General features: G+C 67.0%; 15 protein-coding genes and 1 pseudogene. 10 read left to right on the forward strand and 6 right to left on the reverse strand.

The window, feature by feature from the left end:
* Positions 1 to 2: 2 nt before the first annotated feature.
* Both trmB and ACIBCN_RS30540 read right to left on the reverse strand, forming a co-directional pair.
* Positions 3 to 884: a tRNA (guanosine(46)-N7)-methyltransferase TrmB gene (gene trmB / locus ACIBCN_RS30535; protein WP_396995150.1), complete on the reverse strand. Its 882-nt coding sequence runs from the start codon at positions 882 to 884 to the stop codon at positions 3 to 5.
* A gap of 49 nt (positions 885 to 933) precedes the next feature.
* Positions 934 to 2,277, reverse strand: a complete 1,344-nt coding sequence (locus tag ACIBCN_RS30540) for a lipase family protein (RefSeq protein WP_396995151.1) — start codon at positions 2,275 to 2,277, stop codon at positions 934 to 936.
* A 187-nt stretch (positions 2,278 to 2,464) separates the two neighbouring features.
* Here ACIBCN_RS30540 and ACIBCN_RS30545 point away from each other — a divergent pair, with 187 nt between their 5' ends.
* From ACIBCN_RS30545 to ACIBCN_RS30575, 7 genes are all read left to right on the forward strand, one after another.
* The gene (locus tag ACIBCN_RS30545; protein ID WP_396995152.1) at positions 2,465 to 3,247 is read left to right on the forward strand and encodes an SDR family oxidoreductase; all 783 of its coding nucleotides are present in this window, start codon (positions 2,465 to 2,467) and stop codon (positions 3,245 to 3,247) included.
* A 62-nt stretch (positions 3,248 to 3,309) separates the two neighbouring features.
* Positions 3,310 to 4,443, forward strand: coding sequence for a hypothetical protein (locus ACIBCN_RS30550; RefSeq protein WP_396995153.1), 1,134 nt, complete (start codon positions 3,310 to 3,312; stop codon positions 4,441 to 4,443).
* Complete coding sequence (locus ACIBCN_RS30555; RefSeq protein WP_396995154.1) at positions 4,430 to 6,016, forward strand: hypothetical protein; 1,587 nt, start codon at positions 4,430 to 4,432, stop codon at positions 6,014 to 6,016. Before ACIBCN_RS30550 ends, ACIBCN_RS30555 begins: the two co-directional genes overlap by 14 nt.
* 250 nt (positions 6,017 to 6,266) lie before the next feature.
* Positions 6,267 to 8,099, forward strand: a complete 1,833-nt coding sequence (locus ACIBCN_RS30560) for a phosphoenolpyruvate carboxykinase (GTP) (protein WP_396995155.1) — start codon at positions 6,267 to 6,269, stop codon at positions 8,097 to 8,099.
* Positions 8,100 to 8,467: 368 nt separating this feature from the next.
* The gene (locus tag ACIBCN_RS30565; protein WP_396995156.1) at positions 8,468 to 8,827 is read left to right on the forward strand and encodes a hypothetical protein; all 360 of its coding nucleotides are present in this window, start codon (positions 8,468 to 8,470) and stop codon (positions 8,825 to 8,827) included.
* Between the two features lie 9 nt (positions 8,828 to 8,836).
* A complete protein-coding gene (locus ACIBCN_RS30570) occupies positions 8,837 to 9,154 on the forward strand; it encodes a hypothetical protein (protein ID WP_396995157.1) in 318 nt (105 codons plus the stop codon).
* A gap of 48 nt (positions 9,155 to 9,202) precedes the next feature.
* Positions 9,203 to 9,553, forward strand: a complete 351-nt coding sequence (locus ACIBCN_RS30575; RefSeq protein ID WP_396995158.1) for a hypothetical protein — start codon at positions 9,203 to 9,205, stop codon at positions 9,551 to 9,553.
* 24 nt (positions 9,554 to 9,577) lie between these two features.
* Here the strand turns inward: ACIBCN_RS30575 and ACIBCN_RS30580 are convergent, their stop codons facing one another.
* Complete coding sequence (locus ACIBCN_RS30580) at positions 9,578 to 10,333, reverse strand: phosphohydrolase (RefSeq protein WP_396995159.1); 756 nt, start codon at positions 10,331 to 10,333, stop codon at positions 9,578 to 9,580.
* A gap of 106 nt (positions 10,334 to 10,439) precedes the next feature.
* On the opposite strand from ACIBCN_RS30580, the gene ACIBCN_RS30585 reads away from it, so the two are divergent.
* Together ACIBCN_RS30585 and ACIBCN_RS30590 are read left to right on the forward strand one after the other, a co-directional pair.
* Positions 10,440 to 11,390, forward strand: a complete 951-nt coding sequence (locus ACIBCN_RS30585) for a GlxA family transcriptional regulator (RefSeq protein ID WP_396995160.1) — start codon at positions 10,440 to 10,442, stop codon at positions 11,388 to 11,390.
* A gap of 437 nt (positions 11,391 to 11,827) precedes the next feature.
* Positions 11,828 to 12,031: a hypothetical protein gene (locus ACIBCN_RS30590; RefSeq protein WP_357384699.1), complete on the forward strand. Its 204-nt coding sequence runs from the start codon at positions 11,828 to 11,830 to the stop codon at positions 12,029 to 12,031.
* Here the strand turns inward: ACIBCN_RS30590 and ACIBCN_RS30595 are convergent, their stop codons facing one another.
* Positions 12,032 to 13,474, reverse strand: a complete 1,443-nt coding sequence (locus ACIBCN_RS30595) for an aldehyde dehydrogenase (protein ID WP_396995161.1) — start codon at positions 13,472 to 13,474, stop codon at positions 12,032 to 12,034.
* Positions 13,475 to 13,683: 209 nt separating this feature from the next.
* On the opposite strand from ACIBCN_RS30595, the gene ACIBCN_RS30600 reads away from it, so the two are divergent.
* Complete coding sequence (locus tag ACIBCN_RS30600) at positions 13,684 to 13,986, forward strand: hypothetical protein (RefSeq protein ID WP_396995162.1); 303 nt, start codon at positions 13,684 to 13,686, stop codon at positions 13,984 to 13,986.
* Between the two features lie 2 nt (positions 13,987 to 13,988).
* Here the strand turns inward: ACIBCN_RS30600 and ACIBCN_RS30605 are convergent, their stop codons facing one another.
* Together ACIBCN_RS30605 and ACIBCN_RS30610 are read right to left on the reverse strand one after the other, a co-directional pair.
* Positions 13,989 to 14,783: a class I SAM-dependent methyltransferase gene (locus ACIBCN_RS30605; RefSeq protein ID WP_396995187.1), complete on the reverse strand. Its 795-nt coding sequence runs from the start codon at positions 14,781 to 14,783 to the stop codon at positions 13,989 to 13,991.
* A 101-nt stretch (positions 14,784 to 14,884) separates the two neighbouring features.
* Positions 14,885 to 15,018 (reverse strand): annotated as a pseudogene (locus ACIBCN_RS30610) (IS110 family transposase); the annotation flags it as partial.

Consider the following 15,018-nt stretch of genomic DNA (forward strand, 5'->3'; position numbering starts at 1 on the left):
ACTCATAATTCAATCTTCCCCCATATGAGCTCGGTAATGGCGCTACCGGCACGATGTGCCTTGCCCTCGAATTTCGTGACGGGCCTTTCGAAACCGATCGGCGCGCTGTCCCGATGCTCCGCGCTGACGCCACCCGTTGCCTCGTTCAGGCCGGTGAGCAGCGGTTCTTCCGCACCTACCGCAGCAATGTGTTCCGCATAGTCAGCGTGGTCCGTCGCGACATGCAACACACCGCCCGGTTTTAGTCGATTGGCGATCAACGCGAAAGTCGCGGGCTGCAACAGGCGCCGTTTGTGATGACGCGCCTTCGGCCACGGGTCGGGAAAGAAGACTCGGACGCCGGTCAGCGATTCGGCAGCAACCATATTTTCCAGCACGTCGACGGCGTCGCCGCGCAGCAGCCGAATGTTGCCGATCTGCTGGCGCTCGATGCGCTGCACCAACTGGGCCAGCCCGGGCCGGTACACCTCGATGCCGATCAGGTTCAGGTGCGGTTCGGCCTGGGCCATCGCCGAGGTGGCAGTGCCGGTGCCACAGCCGATTTCGACGACAAGGGGCGCGTCGCGGCCGAACCAGGCGGCGGCGTCCAGCGGTTCGTCGGCGACCTCGCGGCCGATCGCCGGCCACATCCGGGCCCACGATTGCTGCTGTGTCGCGGTCAGCGCGCCACGGCGCGACCGGAAGCTGGTGACGCGGGGGTACAGGCGGGAGCCGGTGTTGTTCCGGGTCTCGCGGTTGTTCCGGGTCTCGAGTTCAGGGGGATGGTCGGAGGCGGAGCCGACGGGATCGGTGAGCTCAGTCCGGGCCGAACCTGTGGACGGCGGGCCCGGAACTGACTCGGCAGTATTGTTCGCGGCGTCGTTCACGCGTCCATTGTCCAGCATCGAAGGAGTGGTACGGCAATCGACTGTGTGCTTGCCGTCCAGCGGGAGGTCAGGCGGCGCGTGCGCGGTCGATCCTGGCCACCGGCGCGCTCTCCTGTCGCAGCGGTCGACCCAGCGCGACCTTGGCGGCGGTCACCATCATCTCGTACAGGCCACGTGCCCCGGTCAGCGACGCGGCGACCGACCACACGGTGCGGTCGCCCTCGTCGCTCACCGGTTGCCCGGCCAGCCGGTCCGCGAGCCACTCCAGGCTGAGCGGCGTGGCCAGCGGCAGCAGCGAGAAGTGCTCGCTGAGCCGGTCGCGCACATAGCTGACCTGCGCGCCGCCGCGCCGGTAGCGCTCGACCTGGCCGTCGATACCGTCCATGTGGATCACTTGGTCGTGGATCGGCTGCACCACGAGCAGCGGGCAGGTCGGCGTCGAATTGCCAAGGCGTAGATCGTCGAACATGGCCTGGAATTCCGGCGTCGCGATCACCTCATCGAGCGGACGGCTCAGGTAGTCGTCCATTCGCTTGTTGGCCAGGCCGAAGATGGCGCCGAACGGCGTCGCGGTCTCCGCGCGGGCCACGAAACGGCGGCCGTCCAGGGTGAGCTCGTTCTGCAGCATCGCGCCGAGCACGGGATAGAGCCTGCGCAGGGCCGCGATCACGATCGCGGGCAGGCCCGCGTAGCTGGTGCCGTTCAACCGGGCGAAGACCTGGCCGGGATCGCCGACCGGTGCGCCGAGCACCGCGCCGACGATGTCGAGTTCCGGCGCGTAGGTCGGTGCCATCTCGACCATCCAGGCGCTGGCCATGCCGCCGCCGGAGTAGCCCCACACCGCGACCGGCGTGTGCGGGCCGAGGCCGAGCGGGGCGAACCGTTGCGCGGCACGCACGCCGTCGAGCGCGCGATAGCCGGGTTCGCGTGGCGCGCCGAAGTTTCCGCGCGGCCCTTCGTGATCGGCGATGCTCACCGCCCAGCCGCGGCGCAACGCGTTCGCGACGAGCAGCCACTCGAACTGGGTGACCGAGCCCAGCGCGCGGGCGCCGTAGCGCAATGCGTAAGAAGGCGAACATTTCTCGGTGACGGCGTCCATCGCGGTCTGAAAGGCCAATAACGGCCGGTCTTCTCGCGGATCGGCGTCCACCGGCAGCAGCACCGTGGTGATCGCCGCCTCCGGGGTGCCGTGCATATCACAGCTGCGGTAGAGCAATTGCCAGGCCGAGACCTGCTGCGGCACAACGCCGAACAGGGCAAGCTCGATCTTGCGGCTGCGCAGGATGGTGCCGGGCGGCTTGGCCGCGAAACCCTTGGGCGGCCGGTGGAACGGGTCGCTACTCGGCAGCAGCGGTTTCCCGTCCGCTAGGGCGGGCTCCTTATCGGCAGTGCCGATGACATCAGCTGTCATCGCGACCTCCTCGTCGTGCGGTCTCGCGCGTTCGCGCTCGCAAGCGCTTCTCGAGGTCGGTGCGCAGCATTCGAAACGCGAAGTTGCGCACCAACTATGGCGCCGACCACTGGAATGCAGGGTAAATGACCGGTGGCGGCTCTGGGAAGCCCGGTCGTTCCTGGTCGGCCGCACTAGACTGCGCGGCATGGGCAGACCGTCAGTGTTCATCACCGGTGCCGCGGCCGGAATCGGCCGGGCGACGGCCCTGCTTTTCGCTGCGCAGGGGTACCACGTCGGTGCCTACGACATCGACGAAGTCGGGCTGACCAGGCTCGCGGCCGACGTCACCGGCGCCGGTGGCAGCGTGCACACCGGAATCCTCGATGTGATGAACGCCACCCAGTGGGCCGAGCGGCTCGCCGAATTCCACGCGGACACCGGACGGCTCGACATTCTGATCAACAACGCGGGCATCCTGCGGGCGGGCCCGTTCGAGGGCATCGAACTGTCCGCCCATCAGGCGATCATCGACGTCAACCTCGGTGGCGTGCTCGCGGGCACGCACACCGCGTTCGGCTATCTGCGTGATACTCCTGGCGCCCAGGTGGTGAACCTCTGCTCGGCGTCGGCCATCTACGGACAGCCCGAACTCGCCAGCTACAGCGCGAGCAAGGCCGCGGTCAAAAGCCTCACGGAGGCACTGGATCTCGAATGGGAGCGGCACGACATCCGGGTGATCGCGATCTGGCCGTTGTTCGTGGACACCGCGATGGTGGACGGGGTGCAGACCGGAACGACGAAGTCGCTCGGCGTCCGGCTCACCGCCGAGGACGTCGCGACCGGCATCTGGGACGCCACCCGCAAGCGCGCCAGGCTGCCCAAGGTGCACTACGAGATCGGCGCACAGGCAAAGGTGCTGGCGGTCGCCGCGAAGTACGCACCGAACTGGGCCGTGCGCACCGTGAACAAATACTTCAGCGGTACCTGACGGTCGTCGCCGCCAACGCGGGCGTCTTCTGCAAGAATTGCGCACCGTAAAGGGGGTGCACCATGGCGACAGCCACCGAGCCTGACGGACCGTTGCGCGAACGCGGGGTGCCCGCGCGCGAACACGACCAGCTCGACCGGCTCCTCGCCGACCTGCGGTTCGGCACCGGACGCGACAAGCAGATCGGCTACGCGGCCAGCGCTGCGGTCAGCGCTTGGCGCACGCGGCCGCGCATCCAGGTGATGGGCCGCGCGCACGCGGGCCGGACGACGGTGCTGCGGGCGCTCGCGCTGATGTCGGCGGTGGAGACCGGTCCGGTCGACGAGCCGGACCTGCCCGATCCCGCGTTCGACGCCGACATCGTCATCTACGTGCTGTCTGCCGCGCCGTCGCCCGCGGACCGCAGGGTGCTCGCCACGCTGCCGCCCGAGCGCACCATCGTGGTGTTGAACAAGGCCGACGCGATCGGCGGGCGGTGGGGCGACGCGGTCGCCGCCGCCGAGCAGTACGGCAGGGAGGTCGGCACCGCCGTGCTTCCGGTGGTCGCCTCGCTGGCCCTGCGCACCAGGTCGGGTGCGATGACCGAGGCCGACCTGATCGCGTTGCGCAGGCTGGCCGCGAATGCCGATGCCGCGCTGACACTTTCCCCGGATCTGTTCGTCGCCCCCGGCCCGCATCTCGCCGATCGCGAACAACTGTTGCAGCGCTGGGACCTGTACGGCGTGAGTTGCGCGCTGGCCGCGCTCGGCCACGATCCCGAGCTCGCTCCGCAGACGGTGTCGCAAATCCTGCACGCCGCAAGCGGAATCGACGCACTGCACCGCCTGCTGCACCGCCGCTACGAGCAGGTCTCCGCGCTGCGCGGCGGCGAGCTGCTCGACGAACTCACCCGGTTGGCCGCCAGGGCGGTTCCCGAGGAGGGCAGCACGGCCCGAGACATCTTGGAGGCGTACCTGTTCGGCGACGACGCCCGCTGGCTCGGCCTGTGTGCGGGCCTGGCGCATCCCGCCGTCGCCCATCTCGCGGCCGGCTATGCGGCCCCGGCGCCGTCCGACGCCGACGACGCGATGGCCAGGGCCGCCCGCTGGCGTGCCGTCGTATCCAGCGATATGCCGCCTACGGCCCGGCGGGCGGCGTTGCGCGTGCACAACGGTTACATCCGACTATGGGAACGGATGAGCAGTGCCGGGCTCTGAACCCTCGACCGGCCCGCCGGCCGGGGCCGACCGACCGCTCGAGCTGCCCGCCGACGTGGCCGTCCCCGCCGAGGCCGCTCCCGCCGTCAGCCCACCGCCGGAGGTGGAAGCCGTTGTGGCACGGTGGAATCCGCAGGGCATCGCGTTGCTGCGCGCGGTCAAGGAGGCCGGCGCGGCCGGTGCGGTCACCTTGATCGGACCCGCCGACGCCAACACCACGCTGTTGCGGACCGAGCTGGCCCGCTTCGAACCGCGCATCACGCTCGCGGATCCGGTGGCCGACGCGAGCGCGGCGGTGGAGACCACCGCACCGTCGGGCACCGCGCCGTCGCCGGTCGCGCTGATCCTGTTGGACGCCGGGACCACCATCGGTGCCGACACCCTGCGCATCGTGCACCGCCTGCGCGCGGACGGCACCCGCATCCTGCTCGCCATGAACGGCATTCACGCCTACCAGGATTGGCGCTCGGTGCGGGCGCGCGACCTGGAGCGGCTCGCCGCGCAGGGCGCCGTCGAGCTGGACATCATCGCGGTGTCGGCGCGGCTCGCGGCCGCGGCGCGCACCGCGGGCGACGCGGGACTGCTGGATCGGTCCGGGCTCGGCGCACTGCACGCGGCCTTGGCCGCCGCCGCACTCGGCGCCGAAGCCGAGGGTGGCGGCAGGCTCGCGGCGGTCACCGCGCGCGTGCTCAGCGATACCAGGCAGCGGGTCGGCGAGCAGGTGACGGCGCTGCACTCCGGCGCCGAGACGGCCAAGCTGCGCGAGGAGCGCGCCGTGCTGCTCGCCGGTCGCGACGGCGGCCGGGCCACCGCCATGTCCACCCTGCGTGGCCAGCTGCACCTGGCCCGGGTCGATCTGATGACCGAGGTCGGCTCCCGGATCAGGGCGCTGCACACCGCGACCCGCGCCGACCTCGACCGGATGCGCCGCAGCGAGCTCGGCGGCTATCCGGAGCGGTTGCAGCACGCGGCCACCGAACTGACCGGCGCGGTCGACCTCGCCATCGACCGGCGACTCGGCGAACTCACCGCACACATCGACGGCGTGGTCGCACCGGGCAACAGCCTGCCGCTGCGCCGCCGCGACCCCGCGCCCCGGGTCGGCCCCGGCCCCGATCCGCGGCACCGCGGTGTCGAAGATCACCTCATGATCGCGCTCGGCGCGTCGGCGGGTGTCGGCCTCGGCAGGCTGTTGGTTTCGCCACTTTCGCTGGTGCCCGCGCTGGATTTCGCGAGCGTCCCGGTGACCCTGCTGCTCGGTGCGGGCGCGGCGGGCTGGGTGGTGCGGGCGCGCGGGCAACTCGCCGATCGCGCGCACGTGCGGCAGTGGGTGTCCGACGCGCTGATCAATGTAAAAGCCCAGCTCGAGCAGCGAGTCGCGACCGCGCTGGTGGAAACTGAGACGGTGCTGGCCGATCGGGTCGTGCAGGTGAGCACGACCCGTATGGTGGAAACCGATCGCCGAGTCGCCGAACTCGAGGCCCGTTTACGGCGGATGGTTGCCGAACAACCGGGCCAGCTGGCGGCATGCGAACGGGATATCGCGATCCTCGATCGTTGGATCACGGGTTGATCAACTCATAAGAATGGGTACATAGTGACGAACCCGATTCAGTACCGGTCGTCACATCGCGTTAACCTCTAATCAGGAACTTGGGCGTCCGCTAAGTCCTCGTCCGCCGTCCAGCCGGGGCGCGCTTTCGACTGGTCGTAGCGGGTGCCTTCCCGCCAATGGTGGCGCTCGGTGTAAGTTCGCGCTGGTCATGGGCGTCGTGGCCAGGCGGGGACGCATTGTAGGGACCGCCCATCTCAGGAGAGTTTTCATGACCTCAGCGACCATTCCTGGTCTTCGTGGATCCGACGGTAAGCCGCCGACCGAGCACAACGAACTACTCGCCTGGGTACAGGAAGTCGCCGAACTCACTCAGCCAGATCGGGTGGTCTGGGCCGACGGTTCCGACGAAGAATGGGACCGCCTGACCGCTCAGCTTGTCGAGGCGGGCACCTTCAAGCAGCTCGATCCGAAGAAGAAGCCGAATTCCTTCCTCGCGCTCTCCGATCCCTCCGACGTCGCTCGGGTGGAGTCGCGCACCTACATCTGTTCCAAGAGCGAAGCCGACGCAGGCCCGACCAACAACTGGGTCGACCCCGCCGAGATGCGCGCCACCATGACCGAGCTGTACCGCGGCTCGATGAAGGGCCGCACCCTGTTCGTGGTGCCGTTCTGCATGGGCCCGCTCGGTGCCGAGGACCCCAAGCTCGGTGTGGAGATCACCGACTCCGAATACGTCGTCGTGTCGATGCGCGTGATGACCAGGATGGGTAAGGCCGCGCTGGAGAAGCTCGGCACCGATCGCCCGTTCGTGAAGGCGCTGCACTCCGTCGGGGCGCCGCTGGCCGATGGCCAGGCCGACGTGCCGTGGCCGTGCAACGACACCAAGTACATCACCCACTTCCCGGAGGACCGCGAAATCTGGAGCTACGGTTCCGGCTACGGCGGCAACGCGCTGCTCGGCAAGAAGTGCTACTCGCTGCGCATCGCCTCGGCGATGGCCCACGACGAGGGCTGGCTGGCCGAGCACATGCTGATCCTCAAGCTGATCTCCCCGGAGAACAAGGCCTACTACATCGCCGCCGCGTTCCCCAGCGCCTGCGGCAAGACCAACCTCGCGATGATCCAGCCGACCGTTCCCGGCTGGCGGGCCGAAACCCTCGGTGACGACATCGCCTGGATGCGTTTCGGTAAGGATGGCCGGCTCTACGCGGTGAACCCGGAGTTCGGCTTCTTCGGCGTCGCGCCCGGCACCAACCACAGCTCCAACCCCAACGCCATGGCCACCATGGAGGCGGGTAACACCGTTTACACCAACGTCGCGCAGACCGACAACAACGACGTGTGGTGGGAGGGGCTGGAAGGCGCGCCCGATCACCTGATCGACTGGAAGGGCAACGACTGGTTCCTGCGGGAGACCGAAACCCTTGCCGCCCACCCGAACTCGCGTTACTGCACGCCGATGTCGCAGTGCCCGACGCTGGCCCCGGAGTGGGACGACCCGCAGGGCGTGCCGATCTCGGCGATCCTGTTCGGCGGTCGACGCAAGACCACCATTCCGCTGGTCACCGAGTCCTTCGACTGGCAGCACGGCGTTTTCATGGGCGCCACCCTGTCGTCCGAGCAGACCGCCGCGGCCGAGGGCAAGGTCGGCACCGTGCGCCGCGACCCGATGGCGATGATCCCGTTCATGGGCTACCACGTCGGCGACTACCTGAACCACTGGGTCAACCTCGGCAAGAACGCCGACGCCACCAAGTTGCCGAAGATCTTCTACGTCAACTGGTTCCGGCGCGGCGCCGACGGCCGCTTCCTGTGGCCCGGATTCGGTGAGAACTCCCGCGTGCTCGAGTGGATCGTCGGTCGCGTCGACGGTTCCGCCGAGGCCACCGCCACCGCGGTCGGCAACGTCCCCGTCGCCGCCAACCTCGACCTCGACGGTTTGAAGGTCGACCCCGACGACGTCGACGAGGCCCTCAAGGTCGACGCGGCCGAATGGCGCAAGGAAATCCCGCTCATCGAGGAATGGTTCGAATTCGTCGGCGACAAGCTCCCCTCGGGTGTGCGCGACGAGTTCGAGGCACTGAAAGAACGCCTCGGCTGAGCCGTCCCGTAACGTCAACCGCCCGTACCGTTTCCGACGGTACGGGCGGTTCCGTTTGCGCCCCAACCATTCCCACCGCCAGACCGAATCCCACTGCCCCAATAAGTTTTCAACCGCACCGTTTGAGCAGCCACCCACCGGATACACAAAGCCTGTGCCTACGGCCAATTTAGGCACCGACGAGTGGCACATGGCGGAGTGGGCTCCGGTGACTTTCTGTTGCAGCCATGTGCCACTCGTCCCCCTCGCCTTCCCGTGTCGTAGCTGAGCGCTTCGCCCACGTCAACGCCGCGGGGCGATCATGGCGCATACTTGCCTGTGAAGAAGTCTTCGCTGGTCGAGACCCCTGCCAAGGACCTGGTTGATTCATGAGCGATGAGAAGACGTGGCGAGAGTTGACGCCGATCGAGTTCGCGATAATCGATCGATTCGTGCGATCGGCGAACCTGCGTGGTCGCGACGAGCTGTTGGTGCAACTGGGTACTGCCTCAGCAGCACCAACCAGCGCCAAGTGGATCATAGATATCAAGGTATCTGCGGATGTTCCGAAGATCGACATCTCGAATGGCCCGCTGCCGGTGGGCGCGAATGTATTTTCGGAGGGTGACTATCAGGGCGAGATACTGGTGTGGGTCACGGATGGCCTATTGTCGGGGTTGGAATATGCGTGGGTTACCGATGAATTTCCTGCTGAGTGGCCCGATCTCGCCAACATCGAGTTCGATTAGAGGTCTCTGATGTTGTCTATCCGCTTCGACGGCGATCGCGAATGGTGGGTGTCTGGCGAAATTTTCGATAGATTGTTCGCCGAGGGCTTGCGCCGCGGCCTGATTCGGCCTGGCCTTGCCGCAGTGCAGCATGTCGCTAACGCTAACGGTGGGCTGGACGTCGGCCTGCTCGATGCAAAACAAGGGGCAGAGTTGACCACTGCTATCCGTAGCGCTGCGCACCAAGAGGCGACGAGGTTGGGGTCAATGGCTCTCGACGCAGACGACCAGTCGTATCTGGCAGGTATTGCCAGGTTGCTGGAAGTCATTCCGCAACAGAGGGAATGACGACCGCACTCGATCCGACCGAATCCGTTGTTCTGGAAGGAGTGAGCCGTGCCCATCGACACGAAACAGTTCCTCGCTGTGCTCAGGGCGATATTGAGTGAGTCGGCGGTGATTCGTGCCCGGGCCTGTGATGAGGCGACGGATTGGGTTGATGGATGGTCTGGTCGGCAAGCGGGTGCTGTGGTTTCGGTTTCGCTCTGGCTGGCCGAGGGGGAATCGGATTTCGATGCACTCGAGGCTGAGTTGCACGCCGCGAGTGAGCTTGTGGAGAATTGCGAAGTCGATCGGCGGGATATTCAAGGGGTGCGGGCTATTGATCGAAATAGGCTGCCGGAATCCATGATTGAGTACTACGACTACCTTGTCTCGATGCTTGATGGTGACGAGAAGCCGAGCTGAGGGTGGGATCCGTTGGGGGCCGGACTATTCGGAGAACGGGGCGTAGCGGATCAGGTGGAGCAGGCCGGTGTGGGTGTTCAGCCAGCGGGTCCGGCCTCGAGGCATGGCCTTCGCCTCCTTGGTCAACGCGGCGATCATGTGCTTGCTGAAGTTGTGTCGCGGGTGGCGTTGGACAAGTTCGTCGACCCACTCCGGGTCGAGTTCGGACATGCGGCCGCCGATTACGTCGACGGAGGCACCCGCGTAGATGAAGCGGCCGGGATCGCTCAGGTTCTTGCCGTTGCCCGGGGTTATGTGGGTGGCGATGGCGGCACCGATCCCCTGGACTTGGGTGGGCGTGGCCCCTGCGGTGGCGACGAAGTCAACGGCGCGTTGTGCGCCGGTGACCGCGAAACAGCTTCCGGCGGTGGGATGTTCGAGATGGAGGTCGTGCAGCAGGCACGAGACGTAGACCAGTTCGTCGTCGTAGTGGGCCCCGTCCAGTTCGGCGAGCACTCGGCCGAAGTAGTAGGTGCGGTACGAGTGGCCGAGCACATGGGGTGAAAGTGACTCGTGCGCTTCGGCTTCCGCTGCCCGCGCGAGCGCCGAATCCGGTAGGCGTAGGCCGGCGAAGTCGAGGCGCCCCCGGCCGCGGCGGCCCGCGGTGAGGCGAGCGCGGTCGGCGAGTAGCGCCGGTACTGCGCGGGAGACGGTAGCCATGAGTTGCCGACGTTGTCTACTCGACAGCGCGCCACCTGTCCGGGTCGCCCACTCCCAATCGATCCCAGTCGCCACGGTCATCCCGATCCCTCTCGCTCGTGCATCGGGTTCAGTCAAGCGCGTGTGAGCGGCAGATGGCGAGTGGCACACATGACAGTGAAGCTCGGATTCATGCCAAACTCGGGAGATGAAGCAGGTTGTTGCCCTCGCTCTGGACGGCGTTATGACTTACGACCTTGCGTGTGCGGTTCAGGTGTTCCGGCATGGGCCTGGGAAGTTCGGGGCGCCGGTGGGGTTTCGGATGGAGACCTGTGGGGTGCGGGCTGGGTCGGTGTGGACGCCGAATGGGTTCGATCTGCGCGTCGAGCATGGGCTGGAGGCGTTGGATTCGGCTGACATCGTGGTGGTGCCGGGCATCGGGTTGCCGACACTGGCGCCGCCGGAGGAGGCGCTCGTGGCACTGCGTGCCGCGGCGGCTCGGGGCGCGACCATGGTGAGCATTTGCGTCGGTGCGTTCGTGCTCGGGTGGGCCGGTCTGTTGGATGGCCGACCCGCCACGACGCATTGGGCTTATTGCGACGAGTTCACCGTCCTTTTTCCCGCCGTAAAGCTGGATCCGACGGCGCTCTATGTGGATGACGGCGAGGTACTCACCTCCGCCGGTCTCTCGGCGGGACTGGATCTGTGCCTGCATATCGCCCGCCGGGAACTGGGTGCGGGCCCGGCGGCGGAATTGGCGCGGTGGAATGTGACGCCACCACACCGTGCGGGCGGTCAAGCGCAATACATTCCGGATGCTTTGCCGAGCAGCGGTTTTCATGGTGGATTGGCCGCGACCATGGCGTGGGCGGTGCGGCATCCGGCTGCCGCACCGGATGTTTCGGCGTTGGCCGCGCACGCGCTGATGAGCGAGCGCACGTTCATCCGCCGGTTCAAGGCGGAGGTCGGCACCACGCCGCGGCGCTGGCTGGACGCGCAGCACACCGGGCGGGCCCGCGAGCTGCTCGAAACCACCGACCTGCCAATCGAAGTGGTCGCGGCACAGTCGGGCTTCGGCAGCGTGACCGCGTTGCGTACCCATCTGCGGGCGGCGACGGGCACGACTCCGGTGGACTACCGTCGTTCGTTGCGACACTGACCGGTCGGTGTGCGGGCGCAATCCGAGCTAGGCGATGCGGCGCGACAGCGACTTTCGTCGCGATCGTCGTGAATCATGGCGCACCCCAACCTGTCGTCGCCACTTCCCGGCAAGCCGCTTCATATTTCATGACAGATCATCAATGGTTGTTATGGCGTGTTTCCCGCCGCGCGGACCCGAAGTTGTGGTGCTATTGGTAATGGTCGGTGCGCGCAGGTCACGAGCACCAATGGTTTGCCGAAGCTCGATATGGGGTAGTTGCCCGGTGTGCGAGATTTGCGCACAAGTGGCTTATGCTTGCCGTGTTCTTGGTCTCATGACTTACCAGTCCGATTGCTAACCGTTAACTGATCGACTGAACTACTTCCCTATCGACATCGGTTTTCCGCGAGGCTCGCGGCGAACGATGGGATCGACGCGCGAGAGGTGGTTGGAGCATGACCGATCTGGAGACCGGGGCATCGATTACGCCCCTGGTTGCCGGTTTCGAACTGGCGACCGCTAGTACACCGCTGCGCCGCGCTGCCGGGCGTTTGCAGGCCGTCCTGCCCCCCGGCTGGCGCGTCGAGATCGTCGACGCGCCGAGCCTCACGGGCCGCCACAGCGAGCCCGTCCTGCGGGTGGTTATGCCGACCGACTGATCAGCCCGTCCAGCCCATGGGCATGAGCAGCGACTTCTGTTCGCAGAAGGAGTCGAGGCCCTCCGGGCCGTTTTCGCGGCCGAGCCCGGAATTCTTGTAGCCGCCGAACGGCGAGCTGGGATCGAACGCGTACCAGTTGATCGCGTAGGTCCCGGTCCGCACCCGCGCGGCGATCTCGGCGCCGTGCTCGACATCCGCGGTCCACACCGAACCGGCCAGGCCGTAGACGGAGTCGTTGGCGATCGCCACAGCCTCGTCCTCGGTGTCGTAGGGGATCACCGAGAGCACCGGGCCGAAGATCTCCTCCTGGGCGATGGTCGACTTGTTGTCCACATCGGCGAAGATGGTCGGCTCGACGAACCAGCCGCGATCCAGGCCTTCGGGGCGCCCGCCGCCGAGCGCGACGCGCGCCCCCTCTTCCTTGCCCTTGGCGATATAACCCTCGACCCGGTCGCGCTGGCGTTCGGAGATCAGCGGGCCCAGTTGCACGGTCGGGTCGTTGGGATCGCCGACCTTCATCGTCTTCACATGTTCGACCAGCGCGTCGAGGATCTCGTCGTACCGGCTGCGCGGCGCGAGGATGCGGGTCTGCGCGACGCAGCCCTGTCCGCTGTTCATCAAGCCGGAGAAGGCGAGCACCGGGATGCCCGCGATATCCATGTCCGGCAACAGGATTGCCGCCGACTTGCCGCCGAGTTCCAGTGACACGCTCTTGAGTTGTCCGGTGGCGATCGCGCCGATCTTCTTGCCGACGGCCGTGCTGCCGGTGAAGGTGACCTTGTCGACGCCGGGGTGCGAGACCAGGTATTCGGCGGCCTCGGCCTCGGCGGGCAGCACCGAGAGCACGCCTTCGGGCAGGCCTGCCTCGGTGAAGATGTCGGCGAGCATATTGGCCGTAATCGGGGTCAGCGGTGCGGGTTTGAGCACCACCGTGCAGCCGGCGAGCAACGAGGGTGCGAGCTTGTTGGCGGCGAGGAACAGCGGCACGTTCCACGCGGTGACGGCCGCGACGACGCCGCGCGGTTCCCGGCTGACCCGCGAGGTGCCGAACAGGCCGGTGCGGGTTTCGTGCCACGGGAACGACTTCGCCAGCCCGGCGCACGCGTCGAGTGCGGCAACGGCGGGAATCTGGTTGAGCGTCATCGCGATCATCTGCGGTGCGCCCATTTCCGCGGTGAGCGCTGCGACCAACTCGGCCGAGCGCTGCTCGATCAGCCGCGCCGCGCGGGTGAGTACCTGGGCCCGCTCTTCCGGCGGGGTCTTCGGCCATGGGCCGTGATCGAAGGCGTGGCGGGCCGCGGCGACCGCGGCGTCGACGTCGGCGCGCGCCACCGCGGGGACGCTGCCCACCGGCTCGACCGTGGCCGGCGAGATGACCTGAACGCGCTCGGCGGTGGCTGGCGCGGTCCAGCGGCCGCCGATGAACAAGCTGTCGTAATGCATGAGAACACGTTACAGTTTTGCTCCCCAGTTGTCTGTAACCTGTTTCAGTTCTGGTCCCGGGCAGTCCCGCTGAGCAGGACCAATCCCAACCTGTCGGTTCGCTTTTCGTAGAACGCACTATTGCGTTCTATTGCTGGAAAGAGGATGCTGTAGCTACTGATCAGCTCGCTCGATTCCTGAACCGATACCACCATTGGGGAGCCCGAGTCATGGCGGTGCAAGTGGTCGACCGATCGTTGATGACCAGCGATCAAACAGAGCATCAAGCGAAGAGTGTTGGTGCGGGCGGCTGGGTGGTTTCTTTCCTGCCGGGCCGGACGCTGACCATCGAGCAAGCGACCGCGGCGATGCAGGCCGCAGAGGCCGTCGCCGTCGTCGGGGCATTGGCGGATCAGGTCGGATTGACCACGCTGGAAACCGTCGGACTGGCCATTCAGGAGTCGCCATGGACGCGGCCGATGCACGAACCGTGCGGCAGGCGCACCTGGCGCCGCGGCTGGCTCGAGCACTAGAGCTACTTCTTGGTAGCCACCACGACGAGGTTGCTCACCAGTAGCTCTCGAATCATCGGGATGCGGACCAGCCACCAGGCCCAGCGCGGGTGATAGCGCGGAAAGACGGTGCGCACGTCGGCGGAAGTGGCTGCCGCCCAACGTAACCCGTCCGACGCACGCACCGCGAACAGCGACTGGCCAAATCGGTTCTTCGGTTCCTTCCCGAGCCTGCGCCGGTACCGGCGCGCGGCGTACTCGCCACCGAGGTAGTGCCACGGCCCGGTCTCGTGCCCGCCGAACGGGCCATGCCACACCGTGTACGACAGCACGATCAGCCCGCCCGGCCGGGTCACCCGCACCATCTCGTCCGCCATCAGCCACGGCTTGGCCACATGCTCGGCGACATTCGAGGAAAAGCAGATATCCACCGCGTCGTCGCGAAACGGCAGCGCCATCCCCGAGCCGCGCACCGCACCCGCCACCGACAGCCCGGCCGCGTGCATCTCCGACGGATCCGGCTCGACCGGAAGGTAGCGCGCACCCGTCTTATCGAACTCGTCGGCGAAATAACCCGGTCCGCCCCCGACATCCAGAATTGTCGCCCCCGCCAAACTGTTGCCAGTGAGATCTGCGTAGAAATCACCGATCATCGCCGCGCTGTCCTCGGCCAAACCGCCGTAGAACACCGCGGGATCGGACTGCTCGAACCGGAAACTGCCGAGCAATCGCAGCGACCGGCGCAATGTCGCCCGGCGCGCGAACCGGGGCGCGCGCGATCGCCCACCATCGGACGGCGTTTTCTCGGCTTTCAGCACGGCGCCGAGTCTCGCATAACGGCGGTGCGCGGTGCGCTGGGCGGCCCGGTGATCGGCCTCCGCCGCAGGGCTCGGGTTAGACATCCCAGGACCGTATGTTGTCAAGCGGCGTGGGTTGTTTGGGTGTTTTGTCGGTGTGCCCAGGCTGTTTGTTCGTTGTAGTGGGTGTGGTGGTGCAGGCAGCCGTGGAGGATGCCGACGAGGCGGTTGCCCAAGGCGCGCAGGGCTTGGTGGT

Origin of the sequence: Nocardia sp. NPDC051052, from assembly GCF_044456045.1 — a bacterium.
Taxonomy (GTDB): domain Bacteria; phylum Actinomycetota; class Actinomycetes; order Mycobacteriales; family Mycobacteriaceae; genus Nocardia.

Bases quoted from the DNA above. Each gene is read 5' to 3' on its own strand.
- ACIBCN_RS30565 (WP_396995156.1), top strand. From the start codon at position 8,468: ATGAGCGATGAGAAGACGTGGCGAGAGTTGACGCCGATCGAGTTCGCG.
- ACIBCN_RS30550 (WP_396995153.1), top strand. From the start codon at position 3,310: ATGGCGACAGCCACCGAGCCTGACGGACCGTTGCGCGAACGCGGGGTG.
- ACIBCN_RS30580 (WP_396995159.1), bottom strand. From the start codon at position 10,333: ATGACCGTGGCGACTGGGATCGATTGGGAGTGGGCGACCCGGACAGGT.
- ACIBCN_RS30595 (WP_396995161.1), bottom strand. From the start codon at position 13,474: ATGCATTACGACAGCTTGTTCATCGGCGGCCGCTGGACCGCGCCAGCC.
- ACIBCN_RS30600 (WP_396995162.1), top strand. From the start codon at position 13,684: ATGGCGGTGCAAGTGGTCGACCGATCGTTGATGACCAGCGATCAAACA.
- trmB (WP_396995150.1), bottom strand. From the start codon at position 884: ATGCTGGACAATGGACGCGTGAACGACGCCGCGAACAATACTGCCGAG.
- ACIBCN_RS30590 (WP_357384699.1), top strand. From the start codon at position 11,828: ATGACCGATCTGGAGACCGGGGCATCGATTACGCCCCTGGTTGCCGGT.
- ACIBCN_RS30540 (WP_396995151.1), bottom strand. From the start codon at position 2,277: ATGACAGCTGATGTCATCGGCACTGCCGATAAGGAGCCCGCCCTAGCG.
- ACIBCN_RS30560 (WP_396995155.1), top strand. From the start codon at position 6,267: ATGACCTCAGCGACCATTCCTGGTCTTCGTGGATCCGACGGTAAGCCG.
- ACIBCN_RS30570 (WP_396995157.1), top strand. From the start codon at position 8,837: ATGTTGTCTATCCGCTTCGACGGCGATCGCGAATGGTGGGTGTCTGGC.
- ACIBCN_RS30585 (WP_396995160.1), top strand. From the start codon at position 10,440: ATGAAGCAGGTTGTTGCCCTCGCTCTGGACGGCGTTATGACTTACGAC.
- ACIBCN_RS30545 (WP_396995152.1), top strand. From the start codon at position 2,465: ATGGGCAGACCGTCAGTGTTCATCACCGGTGCCGCGGCCGGAATCGGC.